Source organism: Micromonospora sp. I033, from assembly GCF_053890995.1.
The window spans coordinates 1-19,416 of record NZ_JBSSLX010000032.1; the positions used below are offsets into that span (position 1 = coordinate 1).

At 70.1% G+C, this 19,416-nt stretch carries 16 protein-coding genes, 1 tRNA gene, 1 pseudogene and 1 riboswitch; of the genes and pseudogenes, 10 read left to right on the forward strand and 8 right to left on the reverse strand.

Annotated elements, in window-relative coordinates:
- Positions 1-131 precede the first annotated feature (131 nt).
- Entirely contained in the window at positions 132-938 is an 807-nt protein-coding gene (locus ACW0Q9_RS08340; protein ID WP_456179477.1) for a DUF881 domain-containing protein, read from the reverse strand.
- 231 nt (positions 939-1,169) lie between these two features.
- On the opposite strand from ACW0Q9_RS08340, the gene ACW0Q9_RS08345 reads away from it, so the two are divergent.
- Together ACW0Q9_RS08345 and ACW0Q9_RS08350 are read left to right on the forward strand one after the other, a co-directional pair.
- Positions 1,170-1,433, forward strand: a complete 264-nt coding sequence (locus ACW0Q9_RS08345; protein WP_456179479.1) for a cell division protein CrgA — start codon at positions 1,170-1,172, stop codon at positions 1,431-1,433.
- Between the two features lie 204 nt (positions 1,434-1,637).
- Positions 1,638-3,836 carry a (Fe-S)-binding protein gene (locus ACW0Q9_RS08350; protein ID WP_456179481.1) on the forward strand — a complete coding sequence of 733 codons (2,199 nt, stop codon included), beginning with the start codon at positions 1,638-1,640 and terminating at the stop codon, positions 3,834-3,836.
- A gap of 72 nt (positions 3,837-3,908) precedes the next feature.
- Here ACW0Q9_RS08350 and ACW0Q9_RS08355 read toward each other — a convergent pair whose 3' ends face one another.
- A complete protein-coding gene (locus ACW0Q9_RS08355) occupies positions 3,909-4,583 on the reverse strand; it encodes a GOLPH3/VPS74 family protein (RefSeq protein WP_456179483.1) in 675 nt (224 codons plus the stop codon).
- Between the two features lie 107 nt (positions 4,584-4,690).
- Here ACW0Q9_RS08355 and ACW0Q9_RS08360 point away from each other — a divergent pair, with 107 nt between their 5' ends.
- The 3 genes from ACW0Q9_RS08360 to ACW0Q9_RS08370 all read left to right on the forward strand — a co-directional run bounded on the left by ACW0Q9_RS08360 (position 4,691) and on the right by ACW0Q9_RS08370 (position 8,176).
- Entirely contained in the window at positions 4,691-5,998 is a 1,308-nt protein-coding gene (locus ACW0Q9_RS08360; RefSeq protein ID WP_456179485.1) for a hemolysin family protein, read from the forward strand.
- Complete coding sequence (locus ACW0Q9_RS08365; protein WP_456179486.1) at positions 5,991-6,995, forward strand: hemolysin family protein; 1,005 nt, start codon at positions 5,991-5,993, stop codon at positions 6,993-6,995. Before ACW0Q9_RS08360 ends, ACW0Q9_RS08365 begins: the two co-directional genes overlap by 8 nt.
- A gap of 164 nt (positions 6,996-7,159) precedes the next feature.
- Positions 7,160-8,176: a C40 family peptidase gene (locus ACW0Q9_RS08370; RefSeq protein ID WP_456179488.1), complete on the forward strand. Its 1,017-nt coding sequence runs from the start codon at positions 7,160-7,162 to the stop codon at positions 8,174-8,176.
- Between the two features lie 64 nt (positions 8,177-8,240).
- Here the strand turns inward: ACW0Q9_RS08370 and ACW0Q9_RS08375 are convergent, their stop codons facing one another.
- Entirely contained in the window at positions 8,241-10,247 is a 2,007-nt protein-coding gene (locus ACW0Q9_RS08375; RefSeq protein ID WP_456179489.1) for an N-acetylmuramoyl-L-alanine amidase, read from the reverse strand.
- Between the two features lie 241 nt (positions 10,248-10,488).
- Positions 10,489-10,624: riboswitch (cyclic di-AMP (ydaO/yuaA leader) on the forward strand.
- 13 nt (positions 10,625-10,637) lie between these two features.
- Here ACW0Q9_RS08375 and ACW0Q9_RS08380 point away from each other — a divergent pair.
- On the forward strand, positions 10,638-11,675 hold the full coding sequence (locus tag ACW0Q9_RS08380) for a C40 family peptidase (protein ID WP_456179490.1): 1,038 nt from the start codon (positions 10,638-10,640) through the stop codon (positions 11,673-11,675).
- A 55-nt stretch (positions 11,676-11,730) separates the two neighbouring features.
- Here the strand turns inward: ACW0Q9_RS08380 and dcd are convergent, their stop codons facing one another.
- A complete protein-coding gene (gene dcd, locus ACW0Q9_RS08385; protein ID WP_355666607.1) occupies positions 11,731-12,309 on the reverse strand; it encodes a dCTP deaminase in 579 nt (192 codons plus the stop codon).
- Positions 12,310-12,387: 78 nt separating this feature from the next.
- On the opposite strand from dcd, the gene ACW0Q9_RS08390 reads away from it, so the two are divergent.
- Positions 12,388-12,933 (forward strand): pyridoxamine 5'-phosphate oxidase family protein, encoded by a 546-nt coding sequence (locus tag ACW0Q9_RS08390; RefSeq protein ID WP_456179492.1) that lies wholly within the window; start codon positions 12,388-12,390, stop codon positions 12,931-12,933.
- A gap of 65 nt (positions 12,934-12,998) precedes the next feature.
- Here the strand turns inward: ACW0Q9_RS08390 and ACW0Q9_RS08395 are convergent, their stop codons facing one another.
- Complete coding sequence (locus ACW0Q9_RS08395) at positions 12,999-13,982, reverse strand: zinc metalloprotease (RefSeq protein WP_456179494.1); 984 nt, start codon at positions 13,980-13,982, stop codon at positions 12,999-13,001.
- A 242-nt stretch (positions 13,983-14,224) separates the two neighbouring features.
- Between ACW0Q9_RS08395 and ACW0Q9_RS08400 the strand changes: the two genes are divergently transcribed.
- Positions 14,225-14,298, forward strand: a tRNA-Gly gene (locus ACW0Q9_RS08400).
- Positions 14,299-14,387: 89 nt separating this feature from the next.
- Here the strand turns inward: ACW0Q9_RS08400 and ACW0Q9_RS08405 are convergent.
- Complete coding sequence (locus ACW0Q9_RS08405) at positions 14,388-15,173, reverse strand: tyrosine-type recombinase/integrase (protein WP_456179496.1); 786 nt, start codon at positions 15,171-15,173, stop codon at positions 14,388-14,390.
- A 462-nt stretch (positions 15,174-15,635) separates the two neighbouring features.
- On the opposite strand from ACW0Q9_RS08405, the gene ACW0Q9_RS08410 reads away from it, so the two are divergent.
- Positions 15,636-16,025 carry a hypothetical protein gene (locus ACW0Q9_RS08410; RefSeq protein WP_456179498.1) on the forward strand — a complete coding sequence of 130 codons (390 nt, stop codon included), beginning with the start codon at positions 15,636-15,638 and terminating at the stop codon, positions 16,023-16,025.
- Between the two features lie 598 nt (positions 16,026-16,623).
- Here the strand turns inward: ACW0Q9_RS08410 and ACW0Q9_RS08415 are convergent.
- Positions 16,624-16,995, reverse strand: a pseudogene (locus ACW0Q9_RS08415) (site-specific integrase); the annotation flags it as partial.
- A gap of 110 nt (positions 16,996-17,105) precedes the next feature.
- On the opposite strand from ACW0Q9_RS08415, the gene ACW0Q9_RS08420 reads away from it, so the two are divergent.
- Positions 17,106-17,612 (forward strand): DUF892 family protein, encoded by a 507-nt coding sequence (locus ACW0Q9_RS08420; protein ID WP_456179500.1) that lies wholly within the window; start codon positions 17,106-17,108, stop codon positions 17,610-17,612.
- A 96-nt stretch (positions 17,613-17,708) separates the two neighbouring features.
- Here the strand turns inward: ACW0Q9_RS08420 and ACW0Q9_RS08425 are convergent, their stop codons facing one another.
- Entirely contained in the window at positions 17,709-18,929 is a 1,221-nt protein-coding gene (locus ACW0Q9_RS08425; RefSeq protein ID WP_456179501.1) for a low temperature requirement protein A, read from the reverse strand.
- Positions 18,930-19,416 lie beyond the last annotated feature (487 nt).

The following is a 19,416-nucleotide window of genomic DNA, read 5'->3' on the forward strand; positions in this document are numbered from 1 at the left end:
GTCCGGCCAGGGCAGGTCGAGCGGGGGGCGGGGCGGCGCGGGCGCCGGTCGGTCGACCTTCGGGAGGAATGCGGTCGGGTCCTCGCTCTGGTCGCGATGGCGCCGGTCCCGCTCCCGCGGGTCGTCCGGTGTCACCGGGGCACCTTCGCCGACTGCAGTGCGGTCGAGTCCTCGAATGCCGGCACGGTGACCGTGGAGACGGTCTCGGAGTAGCCGAGCTGGTAGTGGTCGACGGCTTCCCTGAACAACCGGACTCCCTCAGACGCGGCGAGTTCCCGCTGGAAGGCGGCGGGATCGCCGATTGCCACGATCTTGAAAGGAGGGGAGTACACCCGGCCGTGCAGCAGCAGGGTGTTTCCGACGCAGCGTACCGCGCTGGTGCTCAGGACGCGGACATTCATGATTGACATGGCCTCGGCGCCGCCCGCCCAGAGCGCGTTCACGACCGCCTGGACGTCACCCTGGTGGACGACCAGGTCGTCGTTGCTGGCCCCCTTGGGCAGGCTCTGGTCGGCACGCCGGGGCGCGTCGTTCAGCTCGATGGTGATGCCGCTGCCGGTGAGCGCGGTGAACCCGGCGGCCTGCCGGGTGGCGGCGGCCCGGTCCCGCTGCGCCTTGATCGGGCCGTCCGCGCCGGCCAGGGCGCCGGTCTGCTCCTCGACCTCGGCGCGCAGCCGGGCGGCCTTCGCCTCGCTGGCCGCGACCTGCTCGCGCCGGTCCTCGATCAACTGGGTGAGCTGGGGACGCCGGTCCTCGCGCAATGAGGTGCCGCCGGCGGTGGTCGCGGTCGTGGTGAACAGGAGCCCGGCCGCGGCGGCGATCAGGGGTACGCCGATCGACCAGCCCGGGCGGCGCTGGCGCGGCCGGCGGGGCAGCAGGCCGACCACGGCGCGCCGGAGGACCTTCTGCCAGGAGGCGGCGCCGGACGTGTACTCCACCGGGCGTTCCCTTTCCCGTCGTCTCGTTCCGGCCCGCGACGGCGCGGACCGGTCTGCTCGACCCGAAAAGTCCCGCCCTTTTCGGTCACTCCTCGCACCGGCCTGACCCCATTCGTGGCCTGGACGGTCCGTCGGGACTACGCTAGCTGTCGAACATTATTGGCCATGGACCGTCGCCCCCGCGCCCGGTTGTCAGGCCGGACGAGGTCGTACCCCCCTCTGGAGAGCGTCGTGCCCAAGTCTCAGGTCCGCAAGAAGAAGGTGTACACCCCGCCGACGGACGTGCGTCCGACGGCGACGGCGGCGACGCGCAAGCCTAGCCCGGTCTGGCTGCCGATCACCGCCGTCGCGCTGATCGCGGTGGGCATCGGCTGGCTGGTCGTCTACTACCTCTCCGAGCAGGCCTACCCGGTCGCGACGTGGGGCTACTGGAACCTCGCCGTGGGCTTCGGCGCGATGGTCTCCTCGCTGATCCTGCTCTCCCGCTGGCGCTGACCCCGGTCGTCCCTCGCTGACCGGTTCCGCCGCCCTCCGGCCATGGGCGTACGTCACGCCGGGACGCCCCTGACCGGCGCCCGGCGCGCGCTGCCCCTAAGGTGTCGGCAGGGCGGCGTGGCCGGTGCGAGAAGACTCACGTTACTGCTGGGTAACCTTGCGCGTAGGCTGCACTGACAAGCAGCAGACCGGGAGGCCAACTCGATGGGCAGCGTCCAGATCGTCACCACGATCCTCGCGGCCGCCATCACGGCGGTGGCGGTGTGGCTTGCGGTGCGCGCGGTCATGAAGATGACGGCCGTCATCCGGCTCGGCCAACCCGCCCCGGAGCGGTTCGGCGACAAGGGCGCCCGCACCAAGAAGATGCTGGTGGAGACCGCCGGCCACACCCGCATGCTCAAGTGGAGCGTGGTGGGCGCGGCGCACTGGTTCGTGATGGTCGGGTTCATCGTGCTGTCGCTGCTGGTGCTCGAGGCGTACTTCGAGGTGGTCACCCCCGGCGGCGGGCTGCCGATCATCGGGCACTGGACGGTCTTCGGGCTGGCCACCGAGTGGATCGGGATCCTGGGCCTGGCCGGCATCCTGGTGCTGATGGCGATCCGGCTGCGCAACCGGCCGACCCGGCCCGGCGGCCGCTCCCGGTTCACCGGCTCGACGATGTGGCAGGGCTACTTCGTCGAGTGGGTCGTGCTGCTGGTCCTGATCTTCGGCTTCGTGATCCGGGGCTTCAGGGTCGCCACCGATCACTTCGAGTACCCGGTCTGGGCCACCCCGCTCAGCCACGCGGTCGGCGCCGCGCTCCCGGCCTGGACGGCCGGCGTCAGCGTCGCGGCCCTCATCAAGATCGCCATCTCGATGACCTGGCTCATCGTGATCTCGCTGAACGTCACCATGGGCGTCGCCTGGCACCGGTTCCTGGCGTTCCCCAACATCTTCTTCAAGCGCGAGCCCGAGAAGGCGGCCGGCTCCGGCCTGGGCGCGCTGCGGCCGATGATGAGCGACGGCAAGCCGCTCGACTTCGAGGAGGCCGACCCGGAGAAGGACCAGTTCGGTGTCGCCCAGGTCGAGCAGTTCACCTGGAAGGGCCTGCTGGACTTCAGCACCTGCACCGAGTGCGGCCGCTGCCAGTCGCAGTGCCCGGCCTGGAACACCGGCAAGCCGCTGTCGCCGAAGCTGCTCGTGCTGAGCCTGCGCGACCACGCGTACGCCAAGGCGCCGTACCTGCTGGCCGGCGGCGGCAAGGACCTGACCGGCGAGGAGAAGGCGACCGCCGCCCAGCTCGCCCACGTCGACGTGCTCGCCCTCGCGGAGGCCGAGAAGCCGCTGGTCGGGACCGCCGAGGAGGGCGGTGTCATCGACCCGGACGTGCTGTGGTCCTGCACCACCTGCGGCGCCTGCGTCGAGCAGTGCCCGGTGGACATCGAGCACGTCGACCACATCGTCGACATGCGCCGCTACCAGGTGCTGATCGAGTCGAGCTTCCCGTCCGAGGCCGGCGTCATGCTCCGCAACCTGGAGAACAAGGGCAACCCGTGGGGCGCCCCGCAGAACACCCGCGAGGACTGGACCAAGGGCCTCGGCTTCGAGGTGCCGCGGGTCGGCGAGGTGGACGACTTCGAGTACCTGTTCTGGGTCGGCTGTGCCGGCGCGTTCGAGGACCGGGCCAAGAAGACCACCCGCGCGGTGGCCACGCTGCTCAACGAGGCCGGCGTCTCCTTCGCCATCCTCGGTGAGGGCGAGACCTGCTCCGGCGACCCGGCCCGCCGGATCGGCAACGAGTTCGTCTTCCAGATGCTCGCCCAGCAGAACGTCGAGACGCTGAACGAGGCGTTCGAGGGCCGGGAGAAGAGCAAGCGGAAGATCGTCGCCACCTGCCCGCACTGCTTCAACACCCTGGGCAACGAGTACGGCCAGCTCGGCGGCGAGTTCGAGGTGGTCCACCACACCCAGCTGCTGGCCCACCTGGTGGCCGCCGGCAAGCTCACCCCGGTGCAGCCGGTCGACGGTGGCGTGACCTACCACGACCCCTGCTACCTGGGCCGCCACAACCGCGTCTTCGCCGCCCCGCGCGAGGTGCTCGGCGACGCCATCCAGGGCGAGCTGACCGAGATGCCGCGCAACAGCGAGCGCTCCTTCTGCTGCGGCGCCGGCGGCGCCCGGATGTGGATGGAGGAGAAGATCGGCAAGCGGATCAACGTGGACCGGGTCGAGGAGGCCATGTCCACCGGGGCGAAGACCATCGCGGTGGGCTGCCCGTTCTGCTCGACGATGCTCAACGACGGGGTCAACGGCAAGGGCGCCGGCGAGCAGGTCGAGGTCGTCGACGTGGCCAGCGTGCTGCTCCGCTCGGTCAAGCCGGACGCCCCGGCGGGCGAGAAGGAGACCGAGGCGGTCGCCGGCTGAGGCGTACCCCGACGATGAGCTGAGACCAACGACGGCGGCGGCACCCACCCCGGGTGCCGCCGCCGTCGTCGGTCAGGAGACCGTGGTGGTGGCGATGGCGGCCGTGGCGGCGGTGGTGGCGACCAGCACCGCGGCCTGCGTCTCCTCGATGGCCTTCCTGGTGGCCGCGGAGGCCCAGTCGCCCGCGGCGATCTCGGCCAGCCGGGCCTTGACGCGGTCCCCGGGCAGCTCGCGGAAGAGCTTCCGGTCCAGGCCGACCGCCCGGGTGAGGGTCAGCAGCGCGGCCGTCCGGGCGTCCACCGGGCCGTCACCGGCCAGCGCGGCGACCATCCGCTCCCGGGCCGCCGTCTCCACCGCCGGCTCCGCGCCCGTTGGCGAGGGATAGCGGGTACGCGGGAACACCCACAGCACCCGGTCCGAGTCGCGACGCAGCAGCCCGGCACCGACCAGCCCGTCGAGCACCCGGTCCGGCAGGCCCTTGGCCAGCCTGCCGATCCAGTCCTTCGGCTTGCGGGGCCGGTCCCCGGCGACGGTGGCGAGCGCCTGATCCAGCAGCGGCACGCCGGTCGGGGCCGGGTCGGTCACCGCCAGCCGGCCCTCGATCACCTCGATCCGGCCGGCCAGGGCCAGCTCCAGCAGGACCGCCCCGGCGAGACCGTGGTCCAGGTGCGGCCGGCCGAGCCGGTTGACGCCGGCGTCGTCGTGGGCGAGCAGGACCAGTTCGTCGGTGAGCAGCAGGTCGGTCATGCGATCCACGCTACGTCCGGGTCGCCAGCGGGCCGGTCGCCGGTTCGTGCCGGCTGCCGGCCCGTGGAACAATCGCGCTCATCGACGGCCTGCTGGTTACCACGCTGTTGCCCCTGGTCGGCTTCGTGCTGCTGACCGCCGGCAACGCGTTCTTCGTCGCGGCCGAGTTCGCCCTGGTCACCGTCGACCGGGCGGAGATCGACCGGCGGGCCGGCGAGGGGGACGGCCGGTCCGCCACCGTACGCCGGGCGCTGCGCGAGCTCTCCTTCCAGCTCTCCGGCGCCCAGCTCGGCATCACCATCACCGCGCTGCTCACCGGCTACCTGGCCGAGCCGGCGCTGGCCCGGCTCTTCGCCCCGCTGCTGCGCCCGGTCGGCGGGGCCGAACGGTTCAGCGGGCTGCTCGCCCTGGCGCTGGCCACCCTGATCTCGATGCTCTTCGGCGAGCTGGTGCCGAAGAACCTCGCGCTGGCCCGGCCGATGCCCACCGCGCTCGGCACCGCCGGGCCGATGCGCACCTTCTCCCGCACCTTCGGCTGGCTCATCCGGCTGCTCAACGACTCGGCCAACCGGCTGGTCCGGCGGCTCGGCGTGGAGCCGCAGGAGGAGCTGGCCAGCGCGCGGTCCCCGGAGGAACTCGGACTGCTCGCGGCCATCTCGGCCCGGGCCGGGGCCCTGCCGCCGGACACCGCGATGCTGCTGCGCCGCACCATCCGCTTCGGTGACAAGCGGGCCGCCGAGGCGATGACGCCCCGGGTCGACGTGATCGCGCTGCGTGCCACCGCGACCGTCGCCGAGCTGCTGGACCTGTCCCGGCAGACCGGCCGGACCCGGTTCCCGGTCTACGAGGAGACGCTGGACCTGGTCACCGGCGTGGCCGGGGTGCCCGACGCGCTCGGCGTGCCGCTGGCCAGCCGGGCCGCCACCACGGTCGCGGCGGTGGCCCGCGAACCGGTGTACGTCCCGGAGAGCCTCGACCTCGACGGCGTGCTGGCCGCGCTCAAGGACGCCGGCGCCGACCTGGCCATCGTGGTCGACGAGTACGGCGGCACCGACGGCGTGGTGACCGTGGAGGACCTGGTCGAGGAACTGGTCGGGGAGATCGCCGACGAGTTCGACCCGGCCGCGGTCGACGATGCCGGGCCGGTCGAGCTGACCGTGCCGGGCGGCGAGCGCACCGTGCTGGTCGACGGCGTGCTCCGCGAGGACGAGCTGGTCGAGCAGACCGGCTTCCGGCTGCCCGAGGGGCCGTACGAGACCCTGGCCGGCTTCCTGATGGCCCGGCTCGGGCACATCCCGGTGCCCGGCGAGACGGTCGAGGAGGCCGGGTACGAGTTCACCGTGGTCGAGGTCGACCGGCACCGGATCGAGCAGGTCCGGGTGGTCCGTCCGGAGGAGCCCGACGACGGTGAGTGAACTGCTGATCGCCCTGGTGCTGCTGCTCGGCAACGCGTTCTTCGTGGGCAGCGAGTTCGCCCTGATCGCGTCGCGCCGGACGGTGCTGGAGCCGCTGGCGGCGACCTCGAAGCGGGCCCGGTGGGCGCTGTCCGCGATGAACCAGATCCCGTTGATGATCGCCGGGGCGCAGCTCGGCATCACGGTCTGCTCGCTGGGCCTCGGCGCGATCGCCGAGCCGGCGCTGGCCCACCTGCTGGAGGCGCCGTTCGAGGCGCTCGGCCTGCCCGCCTCGGCGGTGCACCCGGTGGCCTTCGTGATCGCCCTCGGTGTGGTGGTCTTCCTGCACACCGTCGTCGGCGAGATGGTGCCGAAGAACATCACCCTGGCCGGTCCGGAACCGTCCGCGCTCTGGCTCGGCCCGGCCATGCTCGCCTTCTGCCTGGGCACCAAGCCGCTGCTGCTGGCCATGAAGTGGTCGGCCCGGCAGGTGCTGCGGCTGTGGCGGGTCGAGGCGACCGACGCCGTGAAGACCGTGTTCACCGCGGAGGAGCTGGCCGGCCTGGTCTCGCAGGCGCGTACCGAGGGGCTGCTGGACGCCGAGGAGCACGCCCGGATCACCGGCGCCCTGGCCCTGCACAGCCGGACCGCGGCCGACGCCCTGCAATCCTGGTCGACGGTGACCACGGTGGCCGAGGACGTCTCACCGGCGTCGCTGGAGGTGCTGGCCACCCGCACCGGCCGGTCCCGCTTTCCGGTGGTGCAGCGGTCCACCCGCCGGGTGCTCGGCTTCGTCCACGTGAAGGACGTGCTCGGCTATGCGGGCGCCGCCCGCCGGGCGCCGGTGCCCGCCGAGGTCTACCGGCCGCTGGCCGTGGTGCCGCCCGACCGTACGCTGGCCGACCTGCTGCTCTCGATGCGTCGCGAGCGCCGGCACATGGTGCTGGTGAGCGACGGGCGTCGACCGCTCGGAGTGGTGACACTCGACGACGTATTGACGGCGATCGTCGGCAAGTGAGTGAATACCCTTGGTGTGCAAGCGGTTGCGCAGACGTGATTGAACCAAAGGTCGCCTTGATTCCACCCCGGTGCCTTCCCTAATGTGGGGCACCGACCGCTGTGGGTCGTCTGCCTCGACCTTCCCTCTCGCGAGGCGCCCGGCGGTCGGTTGCAAAGGAGTCCGTGCCGGTGGCAACCATGCCCCCTCATCGTCACGCCCCGAGCCAGCCGCCCGGCCGACCGGCCGGGCTCCACCGGGTGGTACGCCGTCTCCTCACCGTGGTCGCCGCCGTCGCGGTCGGCGCCGGACTGTTGACGGCCCCGGCGCACGCGGCCCCGTCGGTGGACGAGATCGACGCGCAGATCGACAAGCAGTGGGAGCAGTTGGAGCCCACCATCGAGCAGTACAACAAGGTGCGTGCCCAGCTCAAGGTCAACAAGAAGAAGTCGGCCGACCTCGAGAAGAAGATGGTGCCGCTCGAACTGGAGTCGGCGCTGGCCATGAACAAGGTCGGTGACATCGCGGCCCGCTACTACATCCAGGGCCCGTCGCAGGATCTCGGCGCGCTGCTGGTGAACACCAAGCCCGGCACGCTCGCCGAGCAGTTGGTCATCCTCGACCGGCTCGCCGACGACCAGCGCCGGCAGATCGCCGGCGTGCTCGCCGTGCGGGACAAGTACAACCGGCAGAAGCAGAAGCTGGACGCGCTGATCGCCACCGAGATCAAGCAGAGCAACGAGCTGGCGGCGAAGAAGAAGCAGATCGACTCCGAGATCAAGCGGCTGACGGCGATGCTGCCGGTGACCTCGATCCGTCCGGAGGGCTGCCCGGCCATCGACGGTGTGGTGAGCAGCGCGGCGCGGACCGCGATCAAGACGGCGTGCCTCCAGGTCGGTGACCCGTACGTCTGGGGCGCCACCGGCCCGAACTCGTTCGACTGCTCCGGCCTCACCCAGTACGCCTACAAGGCGGCGGGCATCTCGCTCACCCACTTCACCGGCGCGCAGTGGAACGAGGGCAGGAAGATCTCGTCCAGCGACGCCCGACCGGGCGACCTGGTCTTCTTCTACAGCGACCTGCACCATGTCGGGCTCTACCTGGGCAACGGGTTGATGGTGCACGCACCCCGCACCGGTAAACCGGTCCAGGTCAGCAAGGTCTCCTACATGCCGGTCGCCGGCTACCGCAGGCCCTACTGACCCTCCCTGAGCAGCACGAAGGCCCCCGGTCCACGCGGACCGGGGGCCTTCGTCGTCGGGACCGTCAGCTCGGCGAGCCGATCGCCGACGGCAGGATCAGCACGTCGTCGAGGTTCGCGTACATGATCCGGTGGCCGAACTGGATCTGCACGTACCGGGTCTCGCCGCGGACCACGGTCCGGTCGTCCGGGGCGGAGCCGTCGAAGGAGACCGCCCGGTAGTACTCGCTCGGCAGCACGCCGCCGAGCGCGTACCGCTGGCCGGCCGGGAAGGTGTACTGGAGCGGGGAGACGCCCTGGAAGGGGATGGTGGCCGGGTAGGCCTCCTTCTCCGGGTAGGCGCGGCCGTACACCGGGATGGTGGTCTTCCCGGGCTTGGGCGTCACCACGAAGCCCGCCGACCACTTGGCGGTGGGCGCCGAGGCCGGGTTGAGGAACCAGGCCTTCTGCCCGAGGTACCAGATCGCCGTCCAGTCACCCTGCACGTCGGCCAGGGCGTACGTCTGACCGGCCGAGGCGCGGGCGCCGTGGTCGGAGATGTACATGGTGTCCGGCGTGCCGTCCGGCCGCAGACCGCGGTCGTTGACCAGCGGGGCGGTCGTGCTCGGCGCGGTGTGCAGGACCACCGCGGACGAGCCGCGCAGCGGACAAGGGGCGGCCGGCGGCGGCGGAGTGGGGACGCCCGGCGGCTGCCGGTTGCAGCCGATGAAGGCCGGCTGGTTGGTGGCGAAGTCGGGGTCGATGGTGACCAGCCCGGTGTGCGCGGTCCCGGTGGACCGGAACGGCGCCTTCATCAGGTCGAAGTAGTGCGACCAGTCCCAGTACGGGCCCGGGTCCCAGTGCATCCCCGCCACGTTGCCGGCGACCGTGCCGGGGACGTTGTCGTGGCCGATGATGTGCTGCCGGTCCAGCGGGATCTGGAACTTCAGCGCCAGGTGCCGGACCAGCTTGGCGGAGGCCCGGTACATCGCCTCGGTGTACCAGGTGCCGTGCCCGGCGAAGCCCTCGTGCTCCAGGCCGATGGACTTGGCGTTGACGTACCAGTTGCCGGCGTGCCACCCGACGTCCTTGGCCTTGATGTGCTGGGCCACGTACCCGTCCACCGACCGCAGCGTGTAGTGCCAGCCCAGGTAGTCGGCCCGCTGCACCAGGTCGACGCTCGGGCGGAAGTAGCCCTCGGTGTCGTGGATGACGATGTACTCGATCTTCTGCTGGGCCGGCCGGTTGCCGATGTCGTGGTTGCCGTAGTCCCAGGTGCCCGTCTTGGGGATGTAGTACTCCGCGTACGGCGCGGGGATCCACTCGCAGGCGAGCCGCACCGGGCACTCCAGGCCGTCCGGCCGCTCGGCGCGGCGCAGCCCCAGCCTGTGCAGCCCGGACTGGTCCGGCGTCACCGCCGTGGCGGCGAGCGTCACCCGCTGGCCGTCGTCCGTGGTCCGGGCCGCGCCGAGGCCGAGCTGGTCGTAGACCTCGTCGGCGAACGCCGCCGCCGCGTCCTCGGTGTCCGCGCCGGAGTAGCGGGCCACCGCGCCGTACCAGGCCGCCGGGTCGGTGCCGGCGCCGACCGGCGCACCCAGCTCCTTCTGGTACGAGGCGAGCAGCGCCGCCCCGCCCCGGATGTTGGCGGCCGGGTCGGTCCGCAGCGTCTCCTCGCCGAGACCGGTGAGCGCCGCGGCGGCGTCGAGCGTCTGCAGGGACGCCTGCGGCAGCACGTCCTCGGCCGGTGCGGCCGCGATGGCCGGGTCGAGGGTGAGCGGGCGCGAGTCGTCGCCCCGCGGGTCCTCGTCCTCGTCGACGTGGCCGCTGGCCGGGGCCGAGAGGACGTGCTGGGCGTCGGTGAGGTGCATCGGGCCGTAGCCGCCGCTGGTGCTCGGCTGGCCCGGGTGGGTGTCCCAGCGCGACTCCAGGTACGAGACGCCGAGCAGGACGCTCTGCGGCACGCCGTACTCCGCCGCGGCGGCGGCGTACTGCTCCTGGCGGTCGGTGGCGGGTTGGGCGGTGAGCGGTTCGGCGGCCACCGGTCCGGTCGTCACCAGCGCGGTGGCGGCCGCGACGGCGGCTGCCAGCAGCATCCGTCTGCCCGACGGTGGGGGTGAGAGGTGCATCGAACCTCCAGACAGGGATGGGGGTCACTGCGTCCTCACCCTCACCCCACGCACCCCCCGGGTCAATACCTTTCCGATAGGTAATCTCACGTGAAAAAATCCTTCGGGTACGGAGTGTCACGGCGGCTCGGGTTGCGGATCGATAACGGGCGTCTCTACTCTGGTCAATCGTCGGCCGCCAGTTTCACCGTCCAACCCGGGTGGTGACGGTCCGACACCGCCGAGTCGCCTCCGGGCGAGCCGGGGACCCAGGTAACTGGGGTGAATCCGCAGCCACTGCGGTAGGGCGGCTCCCTTCCCGCCCGAACCCGTCAGCTAACCCGGTAGGCGGGCAGGAAGAAGGAGTACGGAAGCCCGGTGGCACACCATGCCCCGCGGCCACCGTCCGGCCGGTCGGTCGACCGGTCCACGGCTGCGCCGCGTTCCCGCTGGTCCCGCTGCACCACCGCCCTCGCCGCCCTGGTCGGCACCGCCGTCGTCCTGACCGGCGGCGCCACGGCGGCCCACGCCGAGCCGTCGGTCGCCGAGATCGAGCGCCAGATCGACCAGGACTGGAACAAGCTCGAACCGATCATCGAACAGGTCAACGCCACCCGCGAGCAGCTCGCCGCCAAGCGGAAGCAGGCCGCCGCGCTCGCCAAGCAGATCGCCCCGCTCGAGGCCCGGGTGGACGCCGCCCTCGGTCAGGTGGGTGGCCTCGCCGCCGACGCGTACAAGGGCGACAACAACCTCTCCACCGTCAACGCGCTGCTGGGCAGCCGGTCGCCGAGTGAACTGGTGGACGGCCTCGCTCTGCTCGACCGTTTCGCGAGCCGTCAGCAGAAGCAGGTGCAGGCGGTCGCCGAGCTGCGCGACGAACTGGCCGCCAAGAAGCAGCCACTCGACAAGATGATCACCGAGCTGGCCCGCACCGAGGCCCAGCTCGCGGCGAAGAAGAAGCAGATCGACGCCGAGATCGTCAAGCTCCAGAAGCTCCGGCTCAAGGTCTACGGCAACGGCGGCGGCGGTCCGCTGCGCCCCGCGCCCTGCCCCGCCGGCTACCCCGGTGGCCCGGCCGGCGTCGCGGTCAAGTTCGCCTGCGCCCAGATCGGCAAGATCTACGTCTGGGGCGCCGCCGGCCCGGACCACTACGACTGCTCGGGGCTCACCATGGCGGCCTGGGCCAAGGCCGGCGTCTCGCTGCCGCACAACGCCCGGCAGCAGCACGACGTGACCAGGCGGGTGAGCCGGAGCGAGCTGCGGGCCGGCGACCTCGTCTTCTACTACAGCGACCTGCACCACGTCGCCATGTACGTGGGCGACGGCTGGGTGGTGCACGCCTCCCAGTCCGGCAAGCCGATCACGATGAAACGCGTCGACGACGGCCAGATCAACAGCTACGGCCGCCCGGGCTGACCGGTCCGCAGGGGCTCCCGCGTCGCGGGGGCCCCTGCGCCGTTCGTGGCGTCCCTCAGCGGGTCGGCCAGGTGCGCCAGTTCTGCCACGACCGGCTCGGGGTCGGCCCCCGCTGCCCCTGGTAGCGCGACCCGTAGACCGCCGAGCCGTACGGATGCTCGGCCGGCGACGAGAGCCGGAAGATGCAGAGCTGGCCGATCTTCATGCCCGGCCAGAGCGTGATCGGCAGGTTCGCCACGTTGGACAGCTCCAGCGTGACGTGCCCCGAGAAGCCCGGGTCGATGAAGCCGGCCGTGGAGTGGGTGAGCAGGCCGAGTCGGCCCAGTGAGCTCTTGCCCTCCAGGCGCCCGGCGAGCTGGTCGCCCAGCGAGATGACCTCCAGCGTGGAGGCGAGCACGAACTCGCCCGGGTGCAGCACGAACGGCTGGCCCTCGGGCACCTCCACCATCGAGGTGAGGTCGTCCTGCTGCACGGCCGGGTCGATGTGCGTGTAGAGATGGTTGTTGAAGACCCGGAACAGCCGGTCCAGACGTACGTCGATGCTGGACGGTTGCACCAGCGTGGGCTCGAAGGGCTCCAGCGCGAGCGTGCCCGCCTTGATCTCGGAGACCAGGTCGCGGTCGGAGAGCAGCATCGGAACACCATAGCGACCGGTACGGGTGACCTGCGTGTCGGACTACATCTTCGTACATGTGTTCGATAGAATGTCCGCATGGCTTCCTGGTCCGAATTCGCCGCCGACGAGCCCCGACTCGCCGACGAGATCCGCCTCCTGTTGCAGCAGTACGGGCCGGGTTTCGGCTACCTCGCCACGGTCCGCGCCGACGGCGGCCCGCGGGTGCACCCGGTCTCCCCGGTCATCACCGACGACGGGCTCTGGTGCTTCGTCATCGACTCACCCAAGCGCCGCGACCTCGAACGCGACGGCCGCTACGCGCTGCACTCGTTCCCGCCCGAGGAGAGCGACGACGAGGCCTACGTGGCCGGCCGGGCCCGCCCGGTGACCGACCCGGCGACGGTGGCCCGGGTGGCCCGGATCGGCCGGGCCGCACCGCAGGGCGACTGGCGGCTGTTCGAGTTCACCGTCGACGTGGCGATGCTGACCCGGCGCGACCAGGTGGCCCGCCCCGGTGGCGGCCGGCCGGAGGTGCGGGTCTGGCTCGACCCGAGGGCGACCGCCCCGGCCCGGCGGGACCCGCTCGCCCCGGAGGGCCGGCGCGGCCGGCACGGCTTTGACACCCGCCGCCCGGCGGCCTGACCCCGAAAGGCCGGTGCCGGCCCCGTCCGAGGACGGGACCGGCACCGGCTCGTGGTGCGGGACGGTCAGGCCGCGCGGTAGGCGTTCCACGCGGTCAGCATGCGGCTCGCCTGACCAGCGGTGAACTGGTACATGCACGAGTCGTAGGTGTAGTCCATGAAGTTGGTGATCGGGTCCAGGCCGGCGGTGGTGCAGGTGTCCCGACCGGTCGGGCACTCGAAGGCCGGCGACGCCTCGGCCGGGGTGTCGGAGACGCTGTCGCCCGAGCCGGAGCACCCGCCCTGGAAGGTGTGGTAGAGGTTCAGCCAGTGGCCGATCTCGTGGGTGCCGGTGTCGCCCTGGTTGTAGTTGGTCGCGGTGCCACCCGGCAGCGACTCGCTCAGCACGACCACGCCGTCCATGCTGTTCAGCTTGCGCTGGGGGAAGGTGGCCCAGCCGAGCAGGTCGTCGCTCAGCTCGCCCAGGTACATGTTGAGGGTGTTCTTGCCGCCCTCGCGCAGCGAGGTCTTCATCGAGCGCTCGGCCGAGGAACCCTGGACGATCGGGTACCAGGCCGGGTTGGTCACCCGGTTGATCTTGGCGAGCTGGAAGCTGAAGGCGGTGGGGGCGCCGCCGGTGGCACCGCTGTAGGCCTGGTTGAGCACGCTGATCTGCGAGGTGATCAGGGAGTCCGGGATGTTGCCGCCGGCCCGGGTGCTGTCGCGCTGGATGACGTGGACGACGACGGGGATGGTCACCGTGGCCAGCGGGGTCGCCCCGGCGCCGGCGCGGAAGTTGGCCCGCTCACGCAGCGCCGCGGCCAGGTCGGCGTCACGCTCGCGGACCTGCTTGGCGGTCAGCTCGTTCGGGTCCAGCTTGGCGTGTCCACCCTTCTTCACGCGGGCATCCGAGTGGACGTCGGCCGGCTCGACGCAGGAGCCGGACGGGGCGGCCGAGAAGGCCGATGCTGCGGGGACGACGCCGACGGCGGCGGTGCTGAGCAGCAGCGCGAGGGTCGTCGATGCGACTCCGGCGGCACGCCGGGTCAGCAGGTTGGGACGGAGTCCCATGGGCCCACCTCTTTCGAACGGCGTGACAGGGGGTGTGTCACGCCGGGTCGGAAACGTGTGGGAGACGTTACATCCGATCGAAGGATTTGAGAACGGCCATATGTTGCCGTGGTGAAACTTCCTGCTGCTCGCCGCCGCTCCGCCCGTTACAAGATCGTTTCGGCCTGGTTGCGACGCGTGATCCGGCTCCCGGGGTACCTGGGTGCAGGGAGGTGGTGACCTCAGGTACAGTGGTGCCGCCTGCGGGTGTAGTTCAATGGCAGAACATCAGCTTCCCAAGCTGACAGTGCGGGTTCGATTCCCGTCACCCGCTCCACACGAAAGGCCCTGGCCAGGACGACAGTCCCAGCCAGGGCCTTCGATGTTGCTGCGGCCAACAGCGCCCGGCGGGCCATCCACGGGCCACTAGCCACGCTTTTTGCCCTTGCCCTTGCCCTTGGCGGAGGAGCCGGCCGCCGGCTTCTTGGCTTTCTTGCGCTCGGCCTTCACCGCGTCGCTCACCGCCTGGGCGATGGCCCGATCCGCCTGCGAGGTGGCGTGCTGGTAGATCATGGCCGCTTGCGCCGAGTCGTGACCCATCCGGGCCATCAGGTCGCGGGTGCTCGCACCGGTCCTGGCCGCGATCGTGTTACCCGTATGCCGCAGATCATGGAAGTGCAGACCCGGAACGCCGAGCTTGCCGACCGCGGTTGACCAGCCGATGACCTTGTTCAGGTTGCCGCGCCAGATCGGCCGGCCGGAAGGCGTCGTGAAGACCAGCGCTTCCGGGTTGTCGTCGACGAACGCCGCCAAGTGCTCACGCAGGGCCGGCAGGATGGCCGCCGGCACCGATACGGCACGCCGACCAGCACGTGACTTCGGCGGACCCAGAACCATCCCGACGCCGCGCACCTTTGTGAACGTCTGCCGGACGCGGATCACCCCGGCGTCGGCGTCAACGTCCTGCCGTTGCAACGCGGATACCTCGCCCCACCGCAGGCAGGCGAACGTGGTCACCAGGACCAGGGCGCGGTACTGCTCGTCCATCAGCTCTGCGAGCTTGAGCACCTGGGCGAGCGTGAGAACGGGTCGCTCGGCCGCCTTCTCCTGATCCGCGCCCGGAATCCGGCACGGGTTCTTGCGCAGCAGCTCGTCCTCGTTGACCGCCGTCATCAGCACGGCCCGCAGCAGCCGGTACGCCTTGGCGGCCATCGTCTCCGAGACGCCGTTGCCGAGCAGTCTCGCCCGCCCTGGCTAGGGCTCTACACCGCGAACTGCCGAATTAACCTCTTGAGGATCAAGGCGGTCCGCAAGCGGGCCGCGCCGGCCCGGCCCCGGCCTGCTGGCGACCTCCGGCCGGCATCGGCCGGGCCGGCCGGCCACACTGAGGGACCACAAGACCTTGAAGACCTCGGGGCTCCGCCCCGAACCCCGGCCCTCCTAAGAGATCAGCCGGGGCGGATCACCTCGCCGGGCACCACACGTGCTTCCAGGCTCCCCGGACGGGGCCAAGGTCGTACGTCCGGTAGGTCGCTCCACCTTGTCCCCGTCCGGGGAGGAAGGTCTACAACTGCCCGACGAGGAGATCAGTTTCCTGCCCTCAACGGTCTTGCCTGCACCAAGCGTCGCGTCAAGACTGAGTCACCTATCTCCTGCAGATGGAGCGGAGAGCGCATGTCGGGCGAGCGGATCCCCAAGGCGAGGAGACGGGCCTTTCTCGTAGTCGCAGTTGCTGTGGTCCTCCTGATCAGCGGCTACGCCGCGGTGAGCGCCATGCGTCGTGGGATGGAGTTTGAGGTGTCGGTAAACTCCTACAACCCAAGGAGTGACCGCAGGGTCATCGACGCGCGCGTCGAGATGCATCCCGACTTTGAGGTCGTGCGCACGTTCGCTGATTTCCAGAGTGATCGTGTGATCTTGCACGTAGTCGCACGGCAGCCGACATTGTGGTGGTCGGGTGGCGATTACGCGGACGTGCGATGGGTGCCTGTGAGGCTTGACAAGCCGCTCGGCGACCGGCAGGTGCTAGATGCTGTCAGCGGCAGCCCTGTGCCACGAATCTGATCCGTCGGCCGACAACAGCCCTGATCTTTGGAAGCAGCGCCTGCGAAGCTGCCGGAGCAGTGGCCCACGGAAGAGGAGCCGCCGGGCCATCCACGGGCCAGTAGCCATCGCGCCGAGCGGTCATAAGCGGGCACGAGGGGTAGGAGTGCCGGCCACCACGAGCCGGCCTTTCGGGCATCACGACCGGTTGAGCGCGCTCTTCCAAACTGAGGCTCGCAGGGAAGGGTGTGGGGGAGCGGTGCCTATCCTCTCTCGGCCATGGTCGCTATCAAGCCGTGGCATCTGTTCGTCCTCACGCTTTGCTGCCTCTTGCCGACCGCTGCGGCGACCGTCGGCGGGTTCTGGGCGCTCCGCCGATCCCGTAACCGTCGCTGAGCCTCAGCCGCAGCCGAATCTGCCGGGCCATCCACGGGCCACAAGCGGGTGCCACTGCGGGCCAAGTCAGGCCGTCCAGGACCGGACTCGCCAGCGGCTACCCAGCACGACGGCCCGATCTTGTCCAATTCCCAAGCTGACAGTGCGGGTTCGATTCCCGTCACCCGCTCCAGCGTGAGGCCCCAGCTCAGGACAGGTTTCCTGGCTGGGGCCTCGATCGTTGCTACCGCTTCTTGCGCTGGCCGTGCCCGCTACGTGCCCGATCGCTGCTCTGCTTGATCTGCGAGCTGAGCGCATCAGCGATGTGCTCGTCCCGCTCCCGAGCGGTGTGCTGGTAGATCATCGCCGCCCGGGTCGAGGCGTGGCCCATCCGGGCCATCAGGTCGGCCATCAGGTCGGCCAAGCTCGCCCCAGTGCGGGAAGGCCAGGGTGTTGCCGGTGTGCCGCATGTCGTGGAAGTGGAAGCCAGGCAGGCCGGCCGCAGGCACCGACTCGCGCCATTTACAGGCGGCCTGGTGTCGCGGCGGATCGCGTCGGGAATGGTGACGGTCCGGATGCCGGCATCGGTCTTGGGCGGTCCGAAGGTGAGTCGTCCAAGCCCAGCGCCCTACCTCGCTGCGCCCACCCTGCAAATGGTAGCCAGGGTTTCGGTGGTCTATAGGCGGGTAGGCCCTGGCGGCCTGCCGGCGAGATCAGGAGGAGCTCATGGCGATCGATACAACGCGCGATCTATTCATCTATGAGCTGGGGATACTAGGTGGGATGGAGACATCCGGGCTCCGCATGCTCGACTTCTTGGCTCACCGGGTCAACGACAACGATCTTAGGCAGATCGTGCGGACCGAGCAACAGGACTGCGTGCGGTGGGAACAAAGCATTAACGCCTGCGCGGAGGCGATCGGCACCTCGCTGGTCCCGACGCGGTCCGAGACCGTTGAGGGCATCTATGGAAGGTTTGAAGCCTTCGTGCGCACGAATCCTTCATCGGACATGGTCGATCAGTTTGCGATCGATACTCTGATTCAGTTCTCGTACCTCACCATCGCAGCGCACAAGACCCTTTTCGATTGGGCGGTTCTTATGGGTGAGGACCGGTGTGTGCAGTGTCTACATAACAATCTCGTCCAGAAGCAGGAAGATGTGGCCAAGCTTGAACGATACGGCCACGAATTGGGAGCACGACTCCTGGCGCCCGTCGCTCGGTCTGCGTGAGCCGATCAACTACAACGTCAGCCAAACCCATATCAACGATCCCTCACCGTCCGTGAACCTCACTCCCACGGCCGGCCGGATGCGGACCAGTTCCCGCTAGGTCGACGGGGACGGGGCCTCCGGTGGGCGACCGGCTGCCTTCCAGGCGTCGGCGAGGGCGACCCCGAGCAGTACGACGGCAACTGCGATGGCGGCGAGCAGTGGTGGGGCGAAGGACAGGGGCAGCGCCAGCAGGACCAGGGCGGCGATGCCGACGAGCCGGCGGATGGCCAGCCGATTGAAGACGACCTGTTCAAGCCGGATGCGGCCGATCAGGAAGAGCACCGGCCCGCCGAGGATGGCCACGAGCCAGACCGGCTGGGACCGTCCGTCAGGATGGGCCAACACGACTTCCGAGCCGGCTGCGGCAGCGGTGATGCCGAGCACCATGAGCACATGGGCCGCGCCAACCCTGCGGCCGGCGACCACCCGGTTCGACGACATCGTCACCGCGTCGGCCAACACCTGGCCAGCACGGTAGTAGTAGATCTTCCACATCAGCACGGACGACAGGAATGTGATCACCAGGGCCGTCGTTGCGGCGAGCGTGGCAGGGTGGTTGGCGTAGGTGAGACCAATTGACACCACCGTCTCGCCGAGCGCGATCAGCAACAGTTGCTCGTAGCGCTCGGGGAGATGTCTGTTGCTGGCCATTCCCCACCCGCTGACAGGTGGTCGGCGCATGCCGGGTATGGGCCAGTTCAGCCGCGCCACGACCAGATCCACCGTGATGGCGATCAACCACAGGACGCCCCGGGCGTTTCCGCGCATCACCGCGCCGGCGAGCCAGATTACTCCGGAGGCGCTGAACCAGATGGCCATGCGGGTGTAGAGCGCCTGTATCTCCTCGTGCTCTCGCAACAGCGGCCGGAGCAGCAAGGGGCGTCCGACGTGCAGCAACACGTACACGACGGCGAAGGCGGCCCCGCGTGCGTGGGACGCGCGCGGCAGGGATGTCGCCATGATTAGCAAGCCGAACGCGCTGACCAGGACCAGCAGCTGAATCCAGCGGTTGCGGCAGTCGAACCGGCTGGTGATGTAGGCGGTGGTCGTCCACACGAAAAGTAGCGGCAGGGCCAGAATGCTCGTGAACACTAGAGAGAGCGACCGCTGGTTCACATCGTCGGAGAGGAGCTCCGGCACCATCCGGCTGACGACCCCGATCAGAGCGAAAACCAGCACCAGGTCGAAGAACAACTCCAGGAAGTTGGCCTGCCGGGCGTCCTCCTCGCCGCGCAGAATGCCCCCGGCCTTCGCCGGCTCCGATGGCCGCCCCATCCGCCCATGGTCTCGTCCTGATTGCCCTGAGCGCGCCGATTTCGCCGGCTTGGTTGACTCGGCAGTGACGACGGTAGGCGCTCTTGCCGAGCCAGACACGGTGACACCTTGGTGTGCACTGAAGTCGCAGCGCGCGGCTTGACCTGGGTCGGTTCCGAATGTCAAACGACGACGGCAGGCACCTGCTGAACGACGCTAGCTGCCAGCATGCGGCAGTAGCCGACAGCTTGGGACCGCATCCCCCCGGCCGGGGTCGCCGTTGCTGCCGGGACCGGGGCGGCGGCGATGGACGTGAGATCGCCGGACACAAGTGACGCCGGCAAGCGCCGTCAATCGCTGTCAGGCAACGAGAAACTCCGCCCAGGTCAGGGCGTCGATCCGCCCGAGCTGAGATGATCCATGGACCGCCGGAGGAGTTCGGTTTTCAAGCCTCCCTGGGCTCCACCCGACGGGGAGCCATAGATGCGCTCGCGCGGCATCGAAGGGC

Bases quoted from the DNA above. Each gene is read 5' to 3' on its own strand.
- ACW0Q9_RS08405 (WP_456179496.1), bottom strand. From the start codon at position 15,173: ATGGCCGCCAAGGCGTACCGGCTGCTGCGGGCCGTGCTGATGACGGCG.
- dcd (WP_355666607.1), bottom strand. From the start codon at position 12,309: ATGCTGCTCTCCGACCGCGACCTGGTCTCCGAGATCAAGGCGGGCACG.
- ACW0Q9_RS08355 (WP_456179483.1), bottom strand. From the start codon at position 4,583: ATGACCGACCTGCTGCTCACCGACGAACTGGTCCTGCTCGCCCACGAC.
- ACW0Q9_RS08375 (WP_456179489.1), bottom strand. From the start codon at position 10,247: ATGCTGCTGGCAGCCGCCGTCGCGGCCGCCACCGCGCTGGTGACGACC.
- ACW0Q9_RS08425 (WP_456179501.1), bottom strand. From the start codon at position 18,929: ATGGGGCGGCCATCGGAGCCGGCGAAGGCCGGGGGCATTCTGCGCGGC.
- ACW0Q9_RS08395 (WP_456179494.1), bottom strand. From the start codon at position 13,982: ATGGGACTCCGTCCCAACCTGCTGACCCGGCGTGCCGCCGGAGTCGCA.
- ACW0Q9_RS08410 (WP_456179498.1), top strand. From the start codon at position 15,636: ATGTCGGGCGAGCGGATCCCCAAGGCGAGGAGACGGGCCTTTCTCGTA.
- ACW0Q9_RS08390 (WP_456179492.1), top strand. From the start codon at position 12,388: ATGGCTTCCTGGTCCGAATTCGCCGCCGACGAGCCCCGACTCGCCGAC.
- ACW0Q9_RS08420 (WP_456179500.1), top strand. From the start codon at position 17,106: ATGGCGATCGATACAACGCGCGATCTATTCATCTATGAGCTGGGGATA.
- ACW0Q9_RS08350 (WP_456179481.1), top strand. From the start codon at position 1,638: ATGGGCAGCGTCCAGATCGTCACCACGATCCTCGCGGCCGCCATCACG.